Below are 22,087 nucleotides of genomic sequence, written 5' to 3' on the forward strand. Positions count from 1 at the left end.
CATGACTACTATTGTTTCTGTTCGCCGCGATGGCCATGTCGCCATCGGCGGTGATGGCCAGGTTTCGCTGGGTAATACCGTAATGAAGGGCAATGCCCGTAAAGTACGCCGTCTGTACAACAACAAAGTGATTGCCGGCTTTGCGGGCGGCACAGCTGACGCATTTACGTTGTTCGAGCGTTTTGAAGCGAAATTAGAACTACATCAGGGCCATCTGATGCGCGCCGCCGTTGAGCTGGCTAAGGATTGGCGTACCGACCGCATGCTGCGCAAACTCGAAGCTCTGCTCGCAGTAGCTGACGCCAATACCTCACTGATTATTACCGGTAATGGCGATGTTGTGCAGCCAGAGCAGGATCTCATTGCTATAGGTAGTGGCGGACCTTATGCCCAAGCTGCTGCAACCGCCTTACTGAATAACACTGACCTCAGCGCCCGTGACATCGTTGAGAAGAGTCTGACTATCGCCGGTGATATCTGTGTCTATACCAATCACCATCAGACCATTGAAGAATTATAAGCAGGTATCCTATGTCTGATATGACCCCAAGAGAAATTGTACATGAACTGGACCGGCATATTATCGGTCAGAACAAAGCCAAACGCGCGGTAGCCATTGCACTGCGTAACCGCTGGCGCCGCATGCAACTGGACGCGGCATTGCGCCAGGAAGTGACACCGAAAAACATTCTGATGATAGGCCCTACCGGTGTCGGTAAAACAGAGATAGCCCGTCGTCTGGCAAAACTGGCGAATGCGCCTTTTATCAAAGTCGAAGCGACAAAATTCACTGAAGTAGGTTATGTCGGCAAAGAAGTGGAGAGTATTATCCGCGACCTGGCTGACAGCGCCGTGAAAATGTACCGCGAGCAGGCAATTGAGAAAAACCGCTTCCGCGCTGAAGAAGCCGCTGAAGAGCGTATTCTCGATGTATTACTGCCGCCAGCCAAAGATGGCTGGGGTGATGCAGATAACAAACCAGCATCAGACAGCAGTACCCGCCAGGTATTTCGCAAAAAACTGCGCGAGGGGCAGTTAGACGACAAAGACATCGAACTTGATTTAGCCCAGCCGAATATTGGTGTGGAAATTATGGCGCCGCCGGGGATGGAAGAAATGACATCGCAGCTGCAAAGCATGTTTCAAAGCCTTGGCAGCGAGAAAAAGAAAAAGCGCAAACTGAAAATCAAAGATGCGATGAAGCAGCTGATCGAAGAAGAAGCCGCTAAACTGGTGAACCCGGAAGAGCTAAAAGCCCAGGCACTTGAAGCAGTAGAGCAAAACGGCATCGTGTTTCTGGATGAGATAGACAAGATTTGTAAACGCGGTGAAACCAGTGGCCCAGATGTATCGCGCGAAGGTGTGCAGCGTGATTTACTGCCGCTGATTGAAGGTTGCACCGTAAACACTAAACATGGCATGGTGAAAACTGACCACATACTGTTTATTGCCTCCGGCGCCTTCCAGATGAGCAAACCGTCAGATTTGGTGCCAGAGTTGCAAGGCCGTCTGCCAATCCGCGTGGAACTGGAAGCACTAAGTGCAGCGGATTTTGAACGCATCCTGACCGAGCCAAAAGCGTCGTTGACTGAGCAAGCCAAAGCCATGCTGGCAACAGAGGGCGTTAATCTGAGTTTTAGCGAGGATGGCATTAAAAGCCTGGCAGCAGCAGCCTGGCAGGTTAACGAAACTACCGAGAATATCGGCGCGCGCAGGCTGTATACCGTGATGGAAAGACTGCTGGAAGAAATATCTTACGATGCAGCTGACCATGCCGGTGAGCAGATTGAAATCAATGCCGCCTATGTGGAAAAGCATTTAGGCGCGCTGGTTAAAGATGACGACTTAAGCCGGTTTATTCTGTAATGACCGAACTGCGCACTGTAAACACTGCTGGGACTGACGTAAAAGTCAGTACCCTGCACTATCACCGTAAGCGCGATGAACTGGATGTAATTTTCAGTGATGGCGAAAAGGCGGTATTCAGTGCGGAGTTTCTGCGTGTGTTCTCACCGTCGGCTGAAGTACGCGGCCATGGGAAGCCCAAACTGGTCAGCAATAAAAAGCAGGTTGCTATCAGCAAGATATTGCCGGTTGGGCATTATGCAGTGAAACTGGTGTTTGACGATGGCCACGACAGCGGCATTTACAGCTGGCATTACTTGCAGCAGCTACATAAGCAGCAACAAAGCTTATGGCAACAGTATCTGGCACAACTCGCTGCCGCTAACGCTAACCGCGATAGTCTTATCGCGGTTAAATTTCAGCCTTAAGCCGATTTCTTAAGCCTGGAACCGGTCTACTGACTGATGCAGATTTGCCGCTTGCTGAGCAACTTCTTCGCTGATGGCAGCATTGTGCCGTGCATGACCATAGGTTTCATCCGATAAATCACGAATTTTCACTACGTTTTTATTTACCTCGGCCGCAACATGGCTCTGCTCTTCAATTGCCGCAGCAATTTGTGTTGTCATGTCCATAATATTGGTTACGTCCTGGGTAATTTCACTGAGCAGCTGCATGGCAACATTGGCTTGCTGCGCACTGTCGCTGCCATCCTGCCTGCAGCCTTGAATTACCTGCACGATATTAGACGTACGGCCCTGCAAACCATGCACTATGGCTTCGATCTGGCGGGTTGATTCCTGAGTGCGCATAGCCAGATTACGGACTTCATCAGCCACCACAGCAAAGCCTCTGCCTTGCTCGCCTGCACGCGCCGCTTCTATCGCCGCATTTAGCGCCAACAGGTTAGTTTGTTCTGCAATGCCACGGATCACATCCAGCACCGAGCCTATCGTTTTACTGTCTTTCTCCAGCTCAGCCACCACATTCGTCGCCTCTTGTAAGCGGTCTGACAAAGCATTAATACGCTGCACCGTCTGCTGCACTTCGCCTCGGCCACTCTGGGCATTTTGATTTGTCGCTTCGGCTTTTGCTGCTGTCATTTCAGTATTGCCGGCAATTTCATTAATGGTCGCGCCCATTTCAGTAACGGCCGTTGCCACCATATCAGTTTCGTTTTGTTGCTGCTGCATGCCCCGGCTGGTATCAGCGGTAGAGCGCGCCAGCTCATTGGTTGCGGTGTCGAGCATTTCCAGCGCCTGATTAACCGTTTTGATCAAATCCTGAAAATCACCCAACATGGCATTAAAATCTACCGCCAGCGTGGTCATCTCGTCATTGCCAGCCACCGCAACACGCATGCGAAAATCATTGTTGGCACGGATCAGACCAATTGCCTGGCATACCTCCATCACAGGGCGCAAAATACTGCGACTGGTCAATGCCACCAGCAGCAGCACGGTAGCAAGTACGATGACAAAAATGGCCAGTGCCAGCTGCTGAGTAGAACTGACAGAGTCGCTTATGGCCTTGGTTGTTTGCTGCTCCAGCTCCTTCAGGCTGGTTTCAGTGCTGTGAATAGCGGCGCGCATCTCACCGGTGGCACCTTCTGTTTCGCTCAGTCCCATCTGGCGCATCGCATTTACCAGCTCAGTGAAACTCTGGTTGTAACGCTCTGCCAGAGCTTTGCTGGCAGCATCTGTGCCCGTCTGTAGTAAAAGCTGTGGAAACAGCGCATTAAACCGCTCTGCATAAGCCATATCTTTGCGTAATAAAAAATCTTTCTCTGCCCGGCGTAACTGCAACACCAGTATGGTCAGGTTGTCCTGCCCTAGTTGATCCAGCCGCTCTTCCAGCTGCTGCACCGTTTGGCGCAGTTCTCCCATCAGACCTGACTGCGCATCCAGCCCCAGGCGCTGCTGTGACTCAACCAGCTGATTGAACTTTTGTTGATAGCTTGAGGTATAGCCCGAAAAAGTGTGCAGTGGTGTCTGGTCTATACCATGACGCTGCAATAACGCATCCAGCTCTTCGGTATGCTGCAGCATCAGCTGATAATGGTCATTCAAGCGCTGCTGATATTTCAGCTCAGTGCGTGCCATAAAATCTTTCTCATGGCGGCGAAACATCAGCACGTCAGCACTTACCTGCTCAACCAATTGCTGCGTTCTCGCCAGGCTGGTTAGCTGAGCGCCCTGATAAAACAGAATAAATAGCATTATCGCCATAGCGATAACCAAAGCGCCACCATTGATAAATAACCGCTGTTTTATCGACAGTTTCCTTAACTGGCTCATAATGCAATCCCATTTGTTAACAACTCTTTTGAGGATAGCGCACTACAAAATAAAAATTCGGAATTTTGCGACAGAAATCTCAGATGTATAACATGTAGGAACACAATGTACACAGAGTCCCCAGCAGCGCGCCGGCAATGACATCCAGTGGAAAGTGAACGCCCAGCATAATGCGGGACAGGCCAATACACAGTGCCCAGCTTAATGCCAGCGGCCAAAATAGAGGATAATAGATAGCGACTGCCGTCGCGACGACAAAAGCACCCGCGGTGTGCCCCGATGGTAAACTGAAGCGATCAGAAGGAATAATATGCGCATGGATAAAAGCACTGAGTACATCCGCAGGTCGGGGACGCTTAATAGCGTTTTTCAACAGCAGATAAAGCGGTAGTTCAAGCGCAAAGCTATATAACAACAACTGGCCAAAAGAAGGAGCCGCATTTATTTCCAGTACCAGCAGCATTGCCGCCAATAGCAGATACAAGGGCCCATCAGCCGTTTTTGACAGCCAGTAACTGGTAGTAAACATAAACCGCGAAGAGCTGCGGTTAAACAACCGGCAGAAAGACGCTTGATCCCACTGTTCAAGACGTTTTAGTAACATGGCCCAGCCCCGTCATCAGCGTTGACTGAACTCAGACTAACCTTGCTTTATGACGCTATAATGACACCGGCTGACGGGCAAAATTGATTGCGTCCTGCTCTGACAGAGGTTTTGCAAAATAATAACCCTGCACAGTGTCGCAGGACAAGTTGCGCAGCAACTGCAGTTGCATTGCCGTTTCAACCCCTTCCGCGAGAATACGTTTACCCAGGCCATGCGCCAGTTTAATCATTGTTTTTACGATAATCATGTCTGAGTCATTGCCTGCCATATCCATGACAAAGCTACGGTCGATTTTAATTTTCTCAATCGGCATACGGCGTAAATAAGCCAGTGACGAGTAGCCGGTACCAAAGTCATCAATAGATACCCGAATACCCATCTGCTGCAGCTCCAGTACATGATTAGAGCCTTTTTCCATATCATGCATTGCGGTATTTTCAGTGATTTCCAGCTCAAGTAGATCCGGAGAGATTTTGTATTGCAGCAACAGCTGCTGAATTTTCTGTTTCAGGCCATCCTGCTGAAAATGTAATGGCGACATATTCACCGCCAGCGGTATCTGTAGCTGCTGCTTGCGCCATTCGCTGATGGTTTTCACCGCCTTGTGCAAAATCCAGAAATCAAGTTGCCGGCTTAATCCTAGTTGTTCAACAAAGGGTAAGAACTGCCCTGGCATCAGAAAGCCTTTTGTCGGATGCTGCCAGCGTATTAACACTTCAAAAGCTTCAAGCTTATTGTCACGTAAATTGATCTGAGGCTGGAAATACAATACCAGCTCATCGTTACGCATGGCTGACAGCAACTCGGTTTCCCAGCCAATCAACCGGGCGGATTCATCTTCCATACCGGCCTGATAAGCCAAGCTACGCTGCTGCAGCCTTTTAGCCTGGTGATAGGCAATATTGGCTTTTTGCAGCAAACTTTCTGCAGTCATTGCATCTTCCGGCGCACTGGCAATGCCTATAGTACAACTAAGCTGCAACGGGCCGCCCGCCAGATCAAAGCTTTTCTCAACCAATTGCTGTAAATGTCTTAATGCAAACTGGAGCTGAGTAGCGGTTTTAATGTCGGTTAGTGCCAACGCGAAAATATCGCCGCCGGTGCGGGCAACCAGAGCCGGTTTTAAAATGCTAGCTTCAAGCCGCTGATTCAGCTGGCGCAGCAAAATGTCGCCTTGTTTTAAACCTACCGACTCATTAATTGTTTTGAATTTATCCAGCCCAAGCATCAATAAATAAGTTGAAGCAGAGGCGGATTGTTGCAGTTTCTCTTGCAGCATTGTAAGCAACGCATCGCGGTTCAGCGCGCCGGTAAGTTGATCATAGCGATCCAGATACAATGCTTTTTCACTTAACTGCCGGTTGGTATTTCGCTCGTGTTCATGCAACCAAATCAGCAGTGCCAACCCAAGGCAACTTAATAAAAATAGCTCTACGCATTTATAAATCAGTAACAGTTGGATATCGGCAGGCTGGCGCGTACTGAGCACTTGCCAGATGGTATAGGCGATATAAAGTACGCCCCACAGTGACATACTAAAAACCGCGAGGCGCTGCCCCAGAGCATTATCTGTGCGCTGCAACAAACTGACTGCCGCAGTGAGCAGCAATATACCCATCAGTAATAAGCGGAAATAGAGTTGAAAATAGCGCTGCCAGGCGTCAATAGCTTCACTCCAGCCAAACGGCGCTATGCTGACAACCGCGGCGGCGCTAAGCAATACTATCAGCCTGGCGTTGGATACCCGACTGAGTAAATGTGTGCCACTGCCCCGCGTTTGCACCATCCCCCGCAGCAGATAAACGGCAAAGCCGTAGCTGCAAAACACGACGGTAAACTGCATGATTGCAGCCGGTACAAGACTGGATGGCGTTGCCCACTGCAGCAAAATCATCAACTGATAGATGCCAAATGCTAATAAGGCAAAAAACCAGGACCGGATATAGCTTTGTTTGTAAACCAGACTAAGACGCCACAGCAGATAACTGAGCAGTAATGCAATGCCCATCTCTGTCAGGTAAATAGCAAGTCTGGAAAATATTTCTGGCGCCACGGCAGATACCGGTTGAGTCGTCTCAATACACAGTAACAAATAACCTGTCTGCTCGACAACACGCATCGTTCAAATCTGCGAAAACCCAGTAATAATAATAGTTTGAGCTTGCCTAAGTCAGCGCTATACTGTGAACAGTCGTTTCTTCCCTGCCGGAGCCAATTATGGAATACAACACATCAGAGTTATGTGATCTTTATGCCGATTTAGTTGATGTGGTGGAGCCATTATTTGCCAGCTATGGTGGCCGTCGGTCGTTTGGAGGCCAAATCCATACCGTAAAGTGCTTTGAAGACAATGGTTTGGTCAGGCAAATGCTCAGTGAGCCGGGCGTTGGTAAAGTACTGCTCATCGATGCGGGAGGCTCTGCCCGACGTGCCATCATTGACGCTGAGCTGGCATCAATGGCAGCCACAAATGGCTGGGAAGGCATTGTTTGCTACGGCAGCGTGCGCGATTTAGATTTACTGGAAGATTTCGACATCGGCATTCAGGCGGTTAATGCAATTCCGGTTGGTGCTGATGATAAAGGCTTTGGCGAAACGGAAGTACCGGTCAATTTTGCTGGTGTGACCTTTTTACCGGGCGACCATCTCTACGCTGACAGCACTGGCATTATTATGTCTCCTGACGCACTGGATATTGAATAAGACGACACAGCCTGATGCTTAACCTTTTCACCAGTTCGCAGTTATCTCTTTTTTGCACCGCACGTAGCGGGGAAACCCGTTTAGGTCAGAGTATCACCCTGCCAGCCCCTGCAGCAGATTTATCGCAGCAACTGAGTCAGGCTGCAGCAGAAGGCTGCCAGTATGTATTACTGGGTGTACCGGAAGATATAGGGCCCAGGGCGAACTTGGGCCTGGCAGGCGCAGATAAAGGCTGGCAGGCGTTTTTAACTAAGTTTTTAAACCTGCAATCAAATGAATTTATTCCGGCAAAGCAAATCCTGCTGCTTGGCAGTATTGAATGCAAAGACTTGCAGCAGCGCGCTGACGTAACAGGCAATGGCCAGAGCGCATCACCTGAGCTGTTGCGTCAACTGGTTTCTGAGTTGGATGAGCGCGTTGCTGCTGTGGTGCAGGCAATATTTGCCGCCGGTTTATATCCACTGATTATTGGTGGTGGCCATAACAACAGTTACCCGTTGTTAAAAGCACTCAGTTTAAGCAGTGGACAAAAGGCGAACAGCGCCAATCTGGACCCTCATTCAGATTTCAGGCCATTGGAAGGACGGCACAGTGGTAATGGCTTCAGTTATGCCCATAACGCTGGTTATTTAGAGCATTATTTTGTTTTGGGGCTGCACGAGCTGAAGAACTCAGCCGCAACGCTAACGCAGTTGCGTGAAGCTGGCGCAGAATACTGCAGCTATCAGCGAATTTTTGTCCGGCAGGAACTGCATTACCAGCAAGCGCTGGATTTATGTATTGAACACGTCGTACGCGGCCAGGGCGATATTGGCATTGAACTGGATACCGACAGTATCAGCCTGATGCCCGTCAGCGCCTTTACCAACTGCGGCTTAACTGTGCACAATGCCGAGCAATTCGTATTTCAGCTTGCCAAACTGCCGCGTAGCCGTTATTTGCATCTGGCGGAGGCGGCGCCAGTTCAGCATCCTGCAGGGTTATCCGCCGGGCTTAATGAAGCCGGGCAAGTGTTGGCTGCGCTGGTAGTAGCGTTTATTCAGGGCAAGCAGCATCAGGCTACCGCAATTTAGTATGTTGTTGCTGCTGCCAGTGTTTTAGCCATACGGCAAAGCCACTTAATTCAAAAGGTCTGGAATACAAAAAACCTTGTCCGCGGTTACAGCCCATACGCAGCAGTTTCTGTTCAACTTCTTTTTCTTCAACACCTTCAGCTATTACACCCAAGCCCAGATTGCGCGCCATATCGATAATGGCACCGGTAATAGCAGTATGAATGTCAGACTTGTGCAGATCGTTTATAAAAGAGCAGTCAACTTTAACAGACTGCACCGGCAGTTGCCGCAGATGGGATAACGAAGACAGGCCCGTACCAAAGTCATCCAGCATCAGCTCTACACCCATTTTGTGCAAACGCTGCATCATGCTGATGGATTGTGACGGCCGGGCCGCAAAGGCACCTTCTTTTATTTCCAGAATAAGTTGTTGCGGCTTAACATTATACTTCGCAAACAATATATCCAGGCTGTCGATAAGCTCATCCTGCAACAGATCCTGACTGGAAATATTTACAGCAATTTTACCCTCCAGTCCGGCTTTATCTAACTGCGCAATGGTAGCTATAGCCTCCGTCAATACCCACTGAGTCAGCGGATATATCACTCCGGTCTCTTCTGCCAGTGCCAGAAAACTATCAGGTGTCATCAGCCCCCGGCTCGGATGCCGCCAACGCACAAACACTTCACCAGCCAGTACTTCACGGCTTTGCATATCCACCTGCGGCTGCACATAAAGCGCAAGTTGCTGCTGCTCTATTGCCTGGCGCAGCTCAGCCATCAATGTCAGTTTATCGGTAGAGTAATGCAGCATATCCGCGCTGAATACCTGGCTCTGGCCCTGTAACCAGCTGTGATGCTGTAATGCCAGATAGGCCCGCTCCAACAATTCACTTAGCTGTGTGCCGTGCTGTGGGTAATGCGCAATACCGGAATGCAGCTGATAATCGATAGCGCAGCCATGCACTATCATGGGCTCAGGTACTGTTTTCTCCAGATTGTCAGCCAGATACTCTGCTAAATTTGGTTTGTCGTTGCACGCAATCCAAACAGCAAAATCAACGCCTCCCAGGTGACACAACCGTACAGGCGCCTGCTTACGAAACTCGAATGTCAGCGCCTCGTCCGCCGTTTTTAACTGTTCATTGATGCGCTGAGCTATCTGCGCCAGCACCAGATTGCTATTGCTATGGCCAAGCAGATGGTTAACCTTGTCAAACTGACTTATTTTCATCAATAATAGCGAGAATGACTGCTCGGGGGCTTTTTTCAGCAGTTTATCCAGCTGTTGCTGCAGAAAAAATTTGTTCGGGAACCCGCTGATATCATCATGCAAAGCATAGAACCCCAGTACGGCTTTTTCTGCAGCTTTATACGCCTGCAGCAGCTTACTCAGGCGGGATTTCAGCCTAAAGATGCTGATAGCGGCCAGAGCTAATGCAATGCTTAGCAGCCCAATAGCAGTATATAATGCCTGTTCAGTTTGCGCCGCTACCGGAAAACTTATTACAAACAGACTACAACAACGAAAAGACACCGCGTTACTCCAGTGCAATTTATGCTACTAGCTTAATCTAAATTACCCTGAAGTAAAGCAATTCACATCCGATAGTTAACTTCTTTACCATTAATAATCAGTTGCTTAAGTTGATTAACACCAAACTGGTAGCATAGCTCTGCAGGTTGGTTGATGCCATAGCAGGCAAAATCCGCTTTCTGGCCGACAGCCAGCGTCCCCCTATCTTTTAACCCCAGCGCCAAAGCTGCATACCGGGTCACGCCCAGCAACGCCTCTTGCGGCGTTAAACGAAACAAAGTGCACGCCATATTCAGCATTAGCGGTAATGAGCATAGTGGTGATGTGCCAGGGTTAAGATCTGTCGCAACAGCCATCGGAACCCGATACCGCCGTAATAATTCAATAGGAGGCAATTGAGTTTCCCGTAAAAAGTAATAAGCTCCCGGTAGCAATACGGCAACAGTACCGGCCTGCGCCATAGCAGCAACACCCGCTTCATCCAGAAATTCTATATGGTCGGCTGATAAGCCGCCAAACTCTGCAACCAGTGCACTGCCGCCGATATTCGATAACTGCTCAGCGTGCGCCTTCACCGGTAGCCCCAGCTCACTGGCAACAGAAAAGACTTTACGACTTTGCTCTGTGCTGAAGCCGATACCTTCACAAAACACGTCTACCGCATCTATCAGTTTTTGTTGCTGCAACACCGGCATCATCTGACACACTGCATCTATGTAACCATCAGCATCGTTTGCAAACTCAGCTGGCAACGCATGGGCACCTAAAAAGGTTTTTTGCACTGAGACCGGGTGACAACGCTCTAACTCGGATGCAACCTCAAGAATTTTTTGCTCTGTCGCTAAATCCAGCCCATAGCCCGATTTAATCTCAACCGTGGTTACGCCTTGCGACAACAGCACATTAAGCCGATCTTTCGCCAGCACAAAAAGCTGCTCGTGGCTGGCTAAGCGCGTTGCTGCCACAGTTGAGCGAATGCCGCCGCCGGCTGCTGCAATTTGTTGATAGTCAGCACCGTTTAGCCGCATTTCAAATTCATTAGCCCGGCTACCGGCGTATACCAGATGAGTATGACAGTCGATAAAGCCGGGCAATATCCACTGCCCTTTGGCGTCATATATAGGGGTTGTTAAACTGTCAAAAGCCGGCAAGTCGCTATGTCTTCCGACAAAAGCAATTAAGCCATCTTTTACCGCCAACACGGCATCTTCAATACTGCCATAAGGCTCTCCATTATCGGTCATAGTGGCAATACTGGCATTTATCCAGATAGCATCGAACTGTTGCATAGCGGTTCTCCTGACTGCGGTGTTAAAATTATTCTACACCACCAACTTGTATATACAACAAAGCTGCAGTATTTTTTATCCAACCAACAGGAGGTGTTATGGCAACGGCGAAATTTGCGGAAATAAAGGAATTCATACTGGGCCAGATTGAAATAGCAGCCTGGCCAGAACATAGCAGGGTACCTTCTGAAAACGAACTGGCTGAACAGTTCGGTGTAAGCAGGATGACTGCGCGCCGGGCACTGCAAGAGCTTACAGAGCAGGGCATTTTATACCGCACACAAGGCGTTGGCAGCTTTGTCGCCGCACTGAAATCTCAATCTTCTTTGCTGGAAATCCGTAATATTGCTGATGAAATACACAGCCGGGGGCATGCATATAGTGCACGCCTGTTGCAGCTTACGGAACTGCCCTGCCCTACAGTAGTGGCCAGCGCACTTGGGCTGCGCCGCAATGATCCGGTGTACTTCTCGTTAATTGTGCACCTGGAGGATAATCAGCCACTACAACTGGAAGCGCGTTATGTCAGCCCGCGGTTGGTACCGGACTATGTAAAGCAGGATTTCAACCAGCAAACCCCACACCAGTATCTAAGTTTCATTGCACCACTGACAGAAGCCGAGCACACTGTAGAAGCGATATGGCCAGATGATTTTACCTGTAAACATCTGATACTAAAAAAAGCTGAACCCTGCCTTAGACTAACCCGGCGCACTTTCAGCCGTGAAGGAGCTGTCAGCCTGGCTTACTTAACATCGCCCGGCAGTCGTTATCGTTTGGGCGGCCACCTTAACTTTTCGCTACAGCAGAATTGAAAACTCAAAGCAAATACCAGCATTTGCACCGACATAAAGTAGCACCAATTTAGTGCCGCTGCCCCAAATTCGCTCATGTTCCGATTTACTGGCTAGACCAGTCTAATTTTCTTTGTTAATTTCAGGTTGTTTCCAATGCGTCTGGTGTCTATGTTTAAGGCACTGTAACAGTGCGGAGTTTGCCTGAGTGTTTACATTAAAAGTTGCCCATAAGGTCATCATTGGCTTTGGTTTTATTGCCCTGCTACTTTTACTCTCCAGCGGCTCTGCATTAGTCAGCTTTTCCGCAGTTACCCGATCCAGTGAGCTGGTAAATCAACTGGCTGTGCCTGTACAACAACAAAGTAATATGGCGCAAATACAACTGCTGAAACTGGCCAAATTATCTGCATTAGGTTACACCGCTGACAATGCATCTGCCATCAGCCAGTATCAGCAACAGTTTAACACTGGCAGTGACGTTCTGCGAGGACAGCTAGCCAGCCTGACACAGCTTACCCGCAACGAGCCTTCCTTTACTCAAACACTCGGTACTATTGATAATCACTACCAGCAGTACGCCTCAGCAGTTAGTGGCATGTTTAGTAGCCTTCTGAACAGCATTGCTCTGCAGCGTCAGGTCAGCGCAGAATTGAAGGAGCTTGAGCAACTGATTGATAATATCGGTGCAAATCTGCTGGATATTTCTTACCTTGACCTACCAGGCGGTGAGCAACAAATGGAGCTGATCGCCGGCAGTGCCAACCGCATCGACGGGCAATTGCTCGGGCTACTTAACACATTAAAAGAGGTGGCCGGATATACAGAGTTGACAGCAGCCGAAGCAGCAGGCGAAAACATAAGTTTTGCCCTTAGTGATATGCAGGCCAATATTGACTATATGGCTAACCTTGTCGCCAGACAGAACACTGATGGCTTATGGCAGGCCATCACTGAACAGTTAGCAAACTTAACCGAAAAGCTAGCAGCAGACACCAGCCTGTCAGAACTTAAACTACAACAAGTCAAAGCACAGCAAGAAGCCAGGACACAGCTTAATTTATCCGAGACAAGGGTTGAACAAGTCGTCACAGCACTCGATACACTGCTGACCGATGCTGATACACAGTTTAGCCTGCTACAGCAAAAAGTATCAGACACCGTCAGCTCAGGAAGCACCCGCACGCTCAGTCTGATGTTAATTCTTGTTATTTTGGCAGTGGCTGCCGCTTATCTGACCATTAATGCTATGTTACGCCCACTGGCCGGCATTAATAAAGTGCTGGGCGACATCGCTGGTGGCAATCTCACTCGCAAACTCAACATAACAAACCGGGACGAATTTGGCGCTCTGGCAGCTAAAGTAAACAGTCTGATTAATTCGCTAAGTGCGCTGATTGTCAATATCCAGCAGAATGCCAGTGACCTGAGCCAGAACGCCAGCCAATCAGCTTATGAAGTTGGTGAAATTAATGATTCATTGCAGCATCAACAGCAACAGATTGCCGAAGTTAACCACATCACCCGGCAACTGGCCGACAGTACAAGAGAGATAGCACGCCAATCTACTGAAACGACTTCTGCGATGCGCCAGGCCTTAGAGCAAGGCAAGCAGATAGATTTAATTGCCGGGAAAAATAATGAGCTGATTAACCGCCTAGCACAGCAGTTAACCACCACCAGCACTGCGATGAGTCGCGTCAATGATGAAGCAAACAATATTGGTGGAATCCTGGCGACGATCAGAGGCATAGCTGAGCAAACAAACTTACTTGCGCTAAATGCCGCTATAGAAGCCGCGCGCGCTGGCGAACAAGGTCGCGGGTTTGCTGTTGTAGCAGATGAAGTTAGGTCTCTGGCTGGCAGAACCCAACAAGCTACTGACGAAATCCGTCAGATGATTGAAACTCTGCAATTGCAAAGCAAGCAAGCTGTATCCGAAATAACTGACGGTAAGACAGATGCCGATCTCTGTGTTGCACAAACTCTTGAGTTGGTATCGGCGTTGAGCCTGGTAACAGCAGCTATCGCGCAAACTCAAACTATCAGCAACAGTGTCCATGCCGCCACTGAAACTCAGTTGGCACTGGGCAACACCATTGACGATAACATGCAACAAATGATCGACGTAGCTCACGTCAGTAGCGAGAAAGCGCAGCGTACGTTACAACACAGTGATGGTGTATCAGAGCTGGCTGCAGCCTTACAGCAAGCTGCAAGTACGTTTAAGATATCCTGACTAGCGCTGAGGCAAAATAAGGTAGCGGCATCCTGCCACCAGGTGCATTCCCATGCTTAGAAAAAGGCTGGACAATGTCCAGCCAGGCAGGAAGTACTTTATGTCCTTTTGTTTTTATCGATTCCATTCGCACTTCATAGTGCCAAATATTCTTAAAAAAACCCGATGAAAATATGATATCAGCTTAAACCATGGCAAATTGTTGCACACGCTGCAATTTTTGTTGCTTTTTCAGGCTTTTCGCATCAAGTAACTCAATATTGGCTTCACGGGCGAAAATCCAGGCCTGGCTGCTAAAACCAGCAAAGCTAACCACCACACCACTGGTAAAATCAGCTGCCAGCATTTGCTGAAACAGCGCTCTTATCTGATTAATATCAACCGCTTGCTCTTTTTGCTGCAGCAATACCAACTTTTCAGTATCCTTTGCTTGCAGGCATTTATACTCAGGGCTTACACGGGAAGAATTACACAGTTTACCCTGTCGTAATAAAAACTGCTCAGCCTCCTGCAAAAATTGGTTCTGCTTGTCTTTTGATGACAATAAAGTACGCAGAGGCATAGGAAAACCAAACAGGCGATGCTGCTCGTCAAGCTCAAAGAATGCCATTACATTAAATATTAATGCGACAACAAACATCAGAACAAAGGTCCACAGCATAAAAGCTGACCAAAAGGCCGACAGCACCCAGTTATTATTACTAAGCAGTAACGAATGTTCGGCAAACAGTAGATAAATAGCGCCGGCAATAATACCAAGGGCAGTACTGACTGAAGAAATGACCAACCATTTATTTTTCATAACACCCTCAACTCCATCTGTTGAGCACAGAGTATCAGGCGGCAGAAATATTTTTTCTTAATAAGAAGCTGATAAATGCTTTATAAAAGCTATGATAGAACAAACAACGTTCAAAAACAGTATGTTAAAGCATCAATCGCTGACGAAAAGCGATACTTGAAATCAAACCGAAGACTAAACTTTTCAGCTAACACACGGCGAGATTGAGTGGCATCGCAGATAAATGTCATCTCTGTTTGCGCCAATTCAGCAGCCCTTAAATAGAATTCCTCACGTGTTATCGGTGCAGGGCAGCTCAGGTTGTACAGCCCGGACAACCAGGTATTGTCAGCTATCAGTGTCCTAACCGCTTCCAGAATATCCAAGGCATGTACCATATTCACTGCGCCATCCGGGTTGGACAGCGTTTTACCTGCCACGCTGTGCCCTGGATGTCTGCCCGGCCCCATCAATCCGGCTAGACGCAGCGTAATACAATGCGGGAATTGCTGTAACGCCTGTTCCCCCGCGTATAACAACTGCACTCTTGGGTGCTGGCTACATAATTCACTGCTCTCATCGACCTTGCCTGTACATCCCTGGTATATGCCGGTTGAACTGAAATGGATGACCGCCGTACTTTTTGCCTGCACCATCAACTGATACAAATTTTGCAGGGATGTCTGATAATTATTGCCTGTCTCACCGCGCCCTGGCGGGATTGCACATAACACCAGCGCATCATGGAATAACGCCAGCGCCTGCTGATTCTGTGTTAAATCTGGCTGCCGCAAATCGAGTACAAAACCAGACATTGCTGTGGGCAGATTAGTCAATACGTCTGCACTACGGCGTGTCACATAAAGCTGATGACCATCCTGCTGCAGTGGCAACGCCAGTTGCTGCCCCAACCAACCACAACCCACTATTATAATCTTCACGCTTTGTGATCTGCCTTGCCTGTTGCAGGTAATACCGCATAGCGGCCATGAAACTCTGCGCAAACTTCACCGGCGGACAGAATCTGCACCTTAATTTTCTGTACAGCTTTGCGTCCTTCCGCAAGAGGCATTAAATCGCCAACGCAATGCTGCAATACGCAACGAGCAACGGGTTCAGCAACAACCGGCTTGATATAACGGATATCCGCGTTTGCCAGTACCTGATCGCCCTGCAAACCAAGCGCTCTCAATTGCAGATATAACATCCCCCAACCTGTTAACGTCGCCAAGGTGTAAATACTGCCAGCGAACATTGTCTTATGCAGATTGATATTTGGCGCCATCGGCGCTGCGCAGCGGAATTCATTGCCATCGAAACTGTCGATATTCAGCTGCATAAATTGACTGACCGGGATGGTTTGCTGCCAGGTCTTACTTAGCTCATCACACCATAATCTGAACTGAACGTCGTCTTTGGCAAGACGTACTGTTTTACGCATAACATAGTGACGAATACCAAACTGCTCCGGTGCTTCTGACATACTGTGGTAGCCAGAGCGCTGATAAAAAGCTAAAGCGCTGTCTCGGGCATTGAGCTGAACATGGGTACAGCCCCATGCTGCAGCCTGAGCTTCAAGGCCTGCCAGGATCCGGCTGCCGGCACCTTTACCCTGGTACGCTGTCGCAACCGCCATATACCTGACCTGTGCTGTAGCAGCATCTATTTTATGCAGCCTGCCCACTGCAGCTATAGTGTTGTGCTCATCAACCAGCATCAGGTGATAAGCGGTATCCTCCAACGCGTCCCGCTCTGACCCAACCGGCTGCTGCCAGGGTTCACGCAGTATCTGCCAGCGCAGCTTATAGTAATCCTGCCACTCCTGCTCTGTATCGGGCGAGCGTAATTGCCAATGCCGCATAAAGTACTACTCCGGATACTAATTCTGTAATAAAAAGGTCACAGGCCCGTCATTAATGAGACTAACCTGCATATCAGCGCCGAATTGTCCGGTAGCGGTATTAATACCAAGCTCCTGACAACAAAGGACAAACTGCTGGTAATACTGCAGCGCTTTCTGTGGCTGCGCAGCTGGCGTAAAACTCGGCCGCAGACCAGATTGAGTATCCGCAGCCAGTGTAAACTGCGACACAACCAGAATATCTCCACCGGCTTGCTGCACATTCAGGTTCATTTTACCGTGAGTATCAGCAAACATCCGGTAGTGACAAACTTTATGTGCCAGTTTACTGATATCGGCTTCGGTGTCGTCGGCTTCAACCCCCAGCAATACCAGAATGCCGTTGTCTATTTGTGCAATACAACGCTCGTCAACACTGACCGATGCCTGCTTTACTCTTTGTATTAATGCTTTCAAATTATCAATCCGTCTTCACTTCTGGTTCTGGGCTGATTTGATCCGGATCATCGGCATCAGCGGGTTCAGTGTCTGCGGCTATTTGCTGCAGTAATGCAGTCAGCTCCGCTCCCAGCAGTACGACCAACCAGCACAAATATACCCAGACAAATAGAATAGGCACCAGGGCAAGTGCGCCATAAATAGTGTCGTATGAAGGAAAATGGGCGATATAAAAGCCGAAGCCGCGCTTGGATAACTCAAACAACACCGTCGCCAGTAAAGCGCCATAAAAAGCATGACGTGAGCGCACTTTAATGTTGGGTACCACAACATAAAGGATAAAAAATGCCAGCATCGAAATAAGGTAAGGCACTATCCCCAGCGCGAATGTTGATAAGCCTGGCGTATAATTCTCTGCAAAACGGGTCAGCCCTACCAAATATGAACTCAGTACGATAGAAGAGCCGAATAATATCGGCCCCAGTGTCAGTATCATCCAATAGATGGAAAATGAAATAATCGGCCTGGGCCGTTTTGTCACCCGCCAGATCTTATTCAGCGTCTTATCAATATTGTAAATCAGCAGCAACGCTACTATCACCAGCGCCGTAATACCTACTGCGGTCATACCGCCGGTATTGCCAATAAACTGACTGATATAGGTTTGGATCTCCTCTCCACGGGATGGAATGACGTTGGCGTAGACAAAAGTTTCGATACTTTGCCTGAACTGGCTGAACATCGGAAAGGCACGAAGCATTGAAAACATTACAGCGATAAAAGGTACCAGTGACAGCAAGGAAATATACGCCAGATAGCCACCGATCATAGTGATTTGGTCTTGCTGACAGCGCTGTGCATATAATCTGATAAATCGTTTTGCGGTGTCAAAATAGTGTTGCCAGTCTGGTTTCATAACGTCTCCAAAGCGGTGCTTACCCCAAGAGGATACAAGAAAAGCTGTGCTGCAACCAGCTGTTAGCTAAAGTCAACGCTAACAAAAAAGCCGGTGAAACACCGGCTTTTTTAGTTTTTCATAGCTTATCAGTCAGCACTACGGCTGGCGCGTTTACGGTCATTTTCGGTTAAATGACGCTTACGGATACGAATTGACTTTGGCGTTACCTCTACCAGCTCATCGTCATCAATAAACTCCAGTGCCTGCTCCAGCGTATAGCGGATTGGCGGTACCAGGTTAATCGCTTCGTCAGTACCTGAAGCCCTTACGTTAGTTAACTGCTTACCTTTCAAACAGTTAACGGTCAAATCGTTACTACGGCTGTGAATACCGATGACCTGACCTTCGTACACTTCTTCTGCATGGCTGATAAACATGCGGCCACGTTCCTGCAGTGAGAAAATCGCGTAACCGGCAGCTTTACCCATCGCATTAGAAATCATTACGCCGTTTTGGCGCTGACCGATAGTACCGCCTTTGTGCTCACCGTAATGATCGAAGCTGTGGTACATCAAACCGGTGCCTGAGGTGATCGTCATGAACTCGGTACGGAAACCAATTAAACCACGGCTCGGCATCAGGAAGTCCATACGGATACGGCCTTTACCATCTGGCTGCATATTGGTCATTTCGGCTTTACGCTCGCCCATTTTCTCCATGATCGAACCTTGATGCGGCTCTTCACAGTCAATGGTCACATTCTCCATTGGTTCCATTTTTACGCCATCAACCACTTTCATGATAACTTCCGGGCGTGATACCGCTAACTCAAAGCCTTCGCGGCGCATGTTTTCAATCAATACACCAAGGTGTAATTCACCACGGCCTGACACTTTAAATTTGTCACCGTCATCAGTTTCTTCAACCCGCAGTGCCACGTTATGCTTCAGCTCGTTGTTCAAACGCTCTAAAATCTGGCGTGACGTCACGAATTTACCTTCTTTACCAGCAAACGGAGAAGTGTTTACCTGGAAGGTCATTGTAACAGTAGGTTCATCTACCTGCAGCGCCGGTAAAGCTTCAACTTTAGTGGTCGCACAGATGGTATCAGAGATTTTTAGCTCACCAAGGCCGGTAAAGGCCACGATATCACCGGCAGACGCTTCGGTAGTTTCAACGCGCTCTAAGCCAAGGTAACCAAATACCTGACCTACCTTGCCATTGCGCTTCGTGCCATCAGCACCGACGATAGTTACCTGCTGGTTAGGCTTTAAGGTGCCACGCTTGATACGGCCGATACCGATGATGCCTAAATAGCTTGAGTAATCAAGCTGCGATACCTGTAACTGGGTTTCACCATCCAGCTCAACTGCCGGAGGTGCAACATGATCAACAATGGCCTGGAATAAATCGGTGATATCCGCTTTTGGCTCGTTGTGATCCAGCGTTGCCCAACCATTTAATGCCGACGCATACACAATCGGGAAGTCCAGCTGCTCATCAGTAGCACCTAAGTTATCAAACAGGTCAAACACCTGGTCAATAACCCAATCCGGACGTGCGCCTGGACGGTCAATTTTGTTAACAACCACAATTGGCTTTAAACCGTGAGCAAAGGCTTTTTGCGTAACGAAGCGGGTTTGTGGCATAGGGCCATCAACAGCATCAACCAGCAATAATACTGAATCAGCCATTGATAAAACACGCTCTACCTCACCGCCGAAATCGGCGTGGCCAGGCGTGTCCAGAATATTAATGTGGTAGCCGTTCCAGCGCACTGACGTATTTTTCGCCAGAATAGTAATACCGCGCTCAGATTCCTGCGCGTTTGAGTCCATTACGCGCTCTTGCATTTTAGCGCGGGCATCGAAGGTGCCAGACTGCTGCAGCAGTTTGTCAACCAAAGTGGTTTTACCATGGTCAACGTGCGCAATAATGGCAACGTTGCGCAGCTTATCTAAATTTGTTGCAGTGACGCTCATGTAAACTATCCTCTGTGGCACTAGATGACCATAATGACCACCAGGCAAAACTAACTGAAACGAAAGGGCGCACATTCTACTCTGTTTTTACAAGGAAAGAAAAACAGCAACTGAGAATTAAGCAAATTTTTTTAGCGAACAGTAGATCAGTAGCTAGACTTAACCCTGCGAGCAATGCACCATCAAGATGCGCGAAAGCACCACACTGGTGCAACATCAACATAAAGGGACAACTATAATTAGCTAAAATACATACATTTCATGATGTTAGAGCTTTGGCATATATCTGGCATTTAATGGAGCAACACCGCTAAATCAGTTCAAAACAGATTAATTGGAGGAATGCATGTCTGCATCATCTGTACTGAGTTTAATTAAAGAAAATGAAGTGAAGTTTGTAGATTTACGTTTTACTGATACCAAAGGTAAAGAGCAGCACGTGACAGTTCCTGCAAACCAGATTACCGAAGATTTCTTTGAAGACGGCAAAATGTTTGACGGTTCATCTATTATGGGCTGGAAAGGCATTAATGACTCAGACATGATCCTGATGCCAGACGCCTCAACTGCCGTACTGGATCCTTTCTTTGAAGAAACCACGCTGAACATTACTTGTGACGTTATCGAACCAAGCACCATGCAAGGCTACGAGCGTGACCCGCGTTCAATTGCAAAACGCGCTGAGGAATACCTGAAATCAACCGGTATTGCGGACACTGTTTTATTTGGCCCTGAACCAGAATTCTTCATGTTTGACGACATCCGGTTTGAAACAAACATGTCTGGTTCATTCTTCAAAATTAACTCAACAGAAGCAGCCTGGAACTCAGGCACCAGCTATGAAGATGGCAACAAAGGCCACCGTCCCGGCATCAAAGGCGGTTATTTCCCACTGCCACCAGTAGATTCAGGCCATGATATCCGTAGCGCCATGTGTATGGTACTGGAAGAAATGGGTCAGACAGTTGAAGCGCACCACCACGAAGTGGCTACTGCTGGTCAGAATGAAATTGCAACAAAGTTCAACAGCTTAACTAAGAAAGCTGATGAAGTTCAGCAGCTTAAGTATGTTATCCATAACGTTGCGCACCTGTATGGCAAAACCGTTACGTTCATGCCAAAACCACTGGTAGGTGACAATGGTTCAGGTATGCACTGCCACCAGTCGCTGGCAAAAGATGGTGTAAACCTGTTCGCTGGTGACAAGTATGCCGGTTTGTCAGAATTAGCGCTGTATTACATCGGCGGTATCATTAAGCATGCAAAAGCCATCAATGCTTTTACCAACCCATCAACTAACTCGTACAAGCGTTTAGTGCCACACTTTGAAGCTCCGGTAATGCTGGCTTACTCCGCCCGTAACCGCTCAGCATCTATCCGTATTCCATTGGTACCAAGTGCTAAAGCGCGCCGTATTGAGTGTCGCTTCCCGGATCCTGCAGCGAACCCTTACCTGGCGTTCACTGCCCAGTTAATGGCGGGTTTAGACGGCATCCAGAACAAGATCCACCCAGGCGATGCGATGGATAAAGATCTGTATGACTTACCGGCTGAAGAAGCGGCGAATATTCCGCAGGTTTCTACTTCACTGGAAGAGTCACTGAACGAGCTGGATAAAAACCGCGCTATCTTCACCAAAGGCGGCGTAATGTCTGACGCGATGATCGATGCTTACATCGATATTAAACGTGCTGAAGCCCGCAAAGTTGCCGTGGCTGTTCATCCGCTTGAATTTGAACTGTACTACAGCGTATAAAATAG

19 protein-coding genes are annotated in these 22,087 nt (G+C 48.4%); 8 read left to right on the top strand and 11 right to left on the bottom strand.

Annotated elements, in window-relative coordinates:
- The first annotated feature begins 1 nt into the window (after position 1).
- Genes hslV through LHL18_RS11895 form a run of 3 tightly spaced genes read left to right on the top strand, consistent with a single transcriptional unit; the run spans position 2 to position 2,273 of the window.
- On the top strand, positions 2 to 520 hold the full coding sequence (gene hslV / locus LHL18_RS11885) for an ATP-dependent protease subunit HslV (protein ID WP_134051901.1): 519 nt from the start codon (positions 2 to 4) through the stop codon (positions 518 to 520).
- 11 nt (positions 521 to 531) lie between these two features.
- Positions 532 to 1,866 (top strand): HslU--HslV peptidase ATPase subunit, encoded by a 1,335-nt coding sequence (gene hslU / locus LHL18_RS11890; protein WP_134051903.1) that lies wholly within the window; start codon positions 532 to 534, stop codon positions 1,864 to 1,866.
- The gene (locus LHL18_RS11895) at positions 1,866 to 2,273 is read left to right on the top strand and encodes a gamma-butyrobetaine hydroxylase-like domain-containing protein (protein WP_226767245.1); all 408 of its coding nucleotides are present in this window, start codon (positions 1,866 to 1,868) and stop codon (positions 2,271 to 2,273) included. The genes hslU and LHL18_RS11895 overlap by 1 nt, the downstream gene beginning before the upstream one ends.
- A gap of 9 nt (positions 2,274 to 2,282) precedes the next feature.
- Here LHL18_RS11895 and LHL18_RS11900 read toward each other — a convergent pair whose 3' ends face one another.
- From LHL18_RS11900 to LHL18_RS11910, 3 genes are all read right to left on the bottom strand, one after another.
- Positions 2,283 to 4,142 (bottom strand): methyl-accepting chemotaxis protein, encoded by a 1,860-nt coding sequence (locus LHL18_RS11900; protein ID WP_226767246.1) that lies wholly within the window; start codon positions 4,140 to 4,142, stop codon positions 2,283 to 2,285.
- Positions 4,143 to 4,221: 79 nt separating this feature from the next.
- Complete coding sequence (locus LHL18_RS11905; protein ID WP_226767247.1) at positions 4,222 to 4,746, bottom strand: phosphatase PAP2 family protein; 525 nt, start codon at positions 4,744 to 4,746, stop codon at positions 4,222 to 4,224.
- A 55-nt stretch (positions 4,747 to 4,801) separates the two neighbouring features.
- Positions 4,802 to 6,868, bottom strand: a complete 2,067-nt coding sequence (locus tag LHL18_RS11910) for a putative bifunctional diguanylate cyclase/phosphodiesterase (RefSeq protein WP_226767248.1) — start codon at positions 6,866 to 6,868, stop codon at positions 4,802 to 4,804.
- A gap of 98 nt (positions 6,869 to 6,966) precedes the next feature.
- Between LHL18_RS11910 and rraA the strand changes: the two genes are divergently transcribed.
- Positions 6,967 to 7,452 carry a ribonuclease E activity regulator RraA gene (gene rraA, locus LHL18_RS11915; RefSeq protein ID WP_134051913.1) on the top strand — a complete coding sequence of 162 codons (486 nt, stop codon included), beginning with the start codon at positions 6,967 to 6,969 and terminating at the stop codon, positions 7,450 to 7,452.
- Positions 7,453 to 7,466: 14 nt separating this feature from the next.
- Positions 7,467 to 8,525 (top strand): formimidoylglutamase, encoded by a 1,059-nt coding sequence (locus LHL18_RS11920; protein WP_226767249.1) that lies wholly within the window; start codon positions 7,467 to 7,469, stop codon positions 8,523 to 8,525.
- Here the strand turns inward: LHL18_RS11920 and LHL18_RS11925 are convergent.
- Positions 8,512 to 10,044 (bottom strand): putative bifunctional diguanylate cyclase/phosphodiesterase, encoded by a 1,533-nt coding sequence (locus LHL18_RS11925; RefSeq protein WP_226767250.1) that lies wholly within the window; start codon positions 10,042 to 10,044, stop codon positions 8,512 to 8,514. The genes LHL18_RS11920 and LHL18_RS11925 overlap by 14 nt on opposite strands.
- Before the next feature lie 62 nt (positions 10,045 to 10,106).
- On the bottom strand, positions 10,107 to 11,333 hold the full coding sequence (gene hutI, locus LHL18_RS11930) for an imidazolonepropionase (protein WP_226767251.1): 1,227 nt from the start codon (positions 11,331 to 11,333) through the stop codon (positions 10,107 to 10,109).
- 98 nt (positions 11,334 to 11,431) lie between these two features.
- Here hutI and hutC point away from each other — a divergent pair, with 98 nt between their 5' ends.
- Together hutC and LHL18_RS11940 are read left to right on the top strand one after the other, a co-directional pair.
- Entirely contained in the window at positions 11,432 to 12,148 is a 717-nt protein-coding gene (gene hutC / locus LHL18_RS11935; protein ID WP_134051921.1) for a histidine utilization repressor, read from the top strand.
- Between the two features lie 187 nt (positions 12,149 to 12,335).
- On the top strand, positions 12,336 to 14,366 hold the full coding sequence (locus LHL18_RS11940; RefSeq protein ID WP_226767252.1) for a methyl-accepting chemotaxis protein: 2,031 nt from the start codon (positions 12,336 to 12,338) through the stop codon (positions 14,364 to 14,366).
- A 184-nt stretch (positions 14,367 to 14,550) separates the two neighbouring features.
- Here LHL18_RS11940 and LHL18_RS11945 read toward each other — a convergent pair whose 3' ends face one another.
- The 6 genes from LHL18_RS11945 to typA all read right to left on the bottom strand — a co-directional run bounded on the left by LHL18_RS11945 (position 14,551) and on the right by typA (position 20,326).
- On the bottom strand, positions 14,551 to 15,168 hold the full coding sequence (locus LHL18_RS11945) for a restriction endonuclease (RefSeq protein WP_134051925.1): 618 nt from the start codon (positions 15,166 to 15,168) through the stop codon (positions 14,551 to 14,553).
- A 110-nt stretch (positions 15,169 to 15,278) separates the two neighbouring features.
- Positions 15,279 to 16,088: a Rossmann-fold NAD(P)-binding domain-containing protein gene (locus LHL18_RS11950; protein ID WP_134051927.1), complete on the bottom strand. Its 810-nt coding sequence runs from the start codon at positions 16,086 to 16,088 to the stop codon at positions 15,279 to 15,281.
- A complete protein-coding gene (locus tag LHL18_RS11955; RefSeq protein ID WP_226767253.1) occupies positions 16,085 to 17,008 on the bottom strand; it encodes a bifunctional GNAT family N-acetyltransferase/hotdog fold thioesterase in 924 nt (307 codons plus the stop codon). Before LHL18_RS11955 ends, LHL18_RS11950 begins: the two co-directional genes overlap by 4 nt.
- 18 nt (positions 17,009 to 17,026) lie before the next feature.
- Positions 17,027 to 17,464, bottom strand: coding sequence for a D-aminoacyl-tRNA deacylase (gene dtd, locus LHL18_RS11960; RefSeq protein WP_134051931.1), 438 nt, complete (start codon positions 17,462 to 17,464; stop codon positions 17,027 to 17,029).
- A 4-nt stretch (positions 17,465 to 17,468) separates the two neighbouring features.
- A complete protein-coding gene (locus tag LHL18_RS11965; protein WP_134051933.1) occupies positions 17,469 to 18,362 on the bottom strand; it encodes a virulence factor BrkB family protein in 894 nt (297 codons plus the stop codon).
- A 128-nt stretch (positions 18,363 to 18,490) separates the two neighbouring features.
- Positions 18,491 to 20,326 carry a translational GTPase TypA gene (gene typA / locus LHL18_RS11970; RefSeq protein WP_134051935.1) on the bottom strand — a complete coding sequence of 612 codons (1,836 nt, stop codon included), beginning with the start codon at positions 20,324 to 20,326 and terminating at the stop codon, positions 18,491 to 18,493.
- A 346-nt stretch (positions 20,327 to 20,672) separates the two neighbouring features.
- Between typA and glnA the strand changes: the two genes are divergently transcribed.
- Complete coding sequence (gene glnA, locus LHL18_RS11975) at positions 20,673 to 22,082, top strand: glutamate--ammonia ligase (protein ID WP_134051937.1); 1,410 nt, start codon at positions 20,673 to 20,675, stop codon at positions 22,080 to 22,082.
- The last annotated feature ends 5 nt before the right edge of the window (positions 22,083 to 22,087 follow it).

This window comes from Rheinheimera aquimaris (genome assembly GCF_020531985.1).
In the GTDB taxonomy this organism is placed as follows: Bacteria; Pseudomonadota; Gammaproteobacteria; order Enterobacterales; family Alteromonadaceae; genus Alishewanella; species Alishewanella aquimaris.

Coding starts and splice junctions, on each gene's coding strand:
- hslV (WP_134051901.1), top strand. CDS start 2: ATGACTACTATTGTTTCTGTTCGCCGCGATGGCCATGTCGCCATCGGC.
- hslU (WP_134051903.1), top strand. CDS start 532: ATGTCTGATATGACCCCAAGAGAAATTGTACATGAACTGGACCGGCAT.
- LHL18_RS11895 (WP_226767245.1), top strand. CDS start 1,866: ATGACCGAACTGCGCACTGTAAACACTGCTGGGACTGACGTAAAAGTC.
- LHL18_RS11900 (WP_226767246.1), bottom strand. CDS start 4,142: ATGAGCCAGTTAAGGAAACTGTCGATAAAACAGCGGTTATTTATCAAT.
- LHL18_RS11905 (WP_226767247.1), bottom strand. CDS start 4,746: ATGTTACTAAAACGTCTTGAACAGTGGGATCAAGCGTCTTTCTGCCGG.
- LHL18_RS11910 (WP_226767248.1), bottom strand. CDS start 6,868: ATGCGTGTTGTCGAGCAGACAGGTTATTTGTTACTGTGTATTGAGACG.
- rraA (WP_134051913.1), top strand. CDS start 6,967: ATGGAATACAACACATCAGAGTTATGTGATCTTTATGCCGATTTAGTT.
- LHL18_RS11920 (WP_226767249.1), top strand. CDS start 7,467: ATGCTTAACCTTTTCACCAGTTCGCAGTTATCTCTTTTTTGCACCGCA.
- hutI (WP_226767251.1), bottom strand. CDS start 11,333: ATGCAACAGTTCGATGCTATCTGGATAAATGCCAGTATTGCCACTATG.
- hutC (WP_134051921.1), top strand. CDS start 11,432: ATGGCAACGGCGAAATTTGCGGAAATAAAGGAATTCATACTGGGCCAG.
- LHL18_RS11945 (WP_134051925.1), bottom strand. CDS start 15,168: ATGAAAAATAAATGGTTGGTCATTTCTTCAGTCAGTACTGCCCTTGGT.
- LHL18_RS11955 (WP_226767253.1), bottom strand. CDS start 17,008: ATGCGGCATTGGCAATTACGCTCGCCCGATACAGAGCAGGAGTGGCAG.
- LHL18_RS11965 (WP_134051933.1), bottom strand. CDS start 18,362: ATGAAACCAGACTGGCAACACTATTTTGACACCGCAAAACGATTTATC.
- typA (WP_134051935.1), bottom strand. CDS start 20,326: ATGAGCGTCACTGCAACAAATTTAGATAAGCTGCGCAACGTTGCCATT.
- glnA (WP_134051937.1), top strand. CDS start 20,673: ATGTCTGCATCATCTGTACTGAGTTTAATTAAAGAAAATGAAGTGAAG.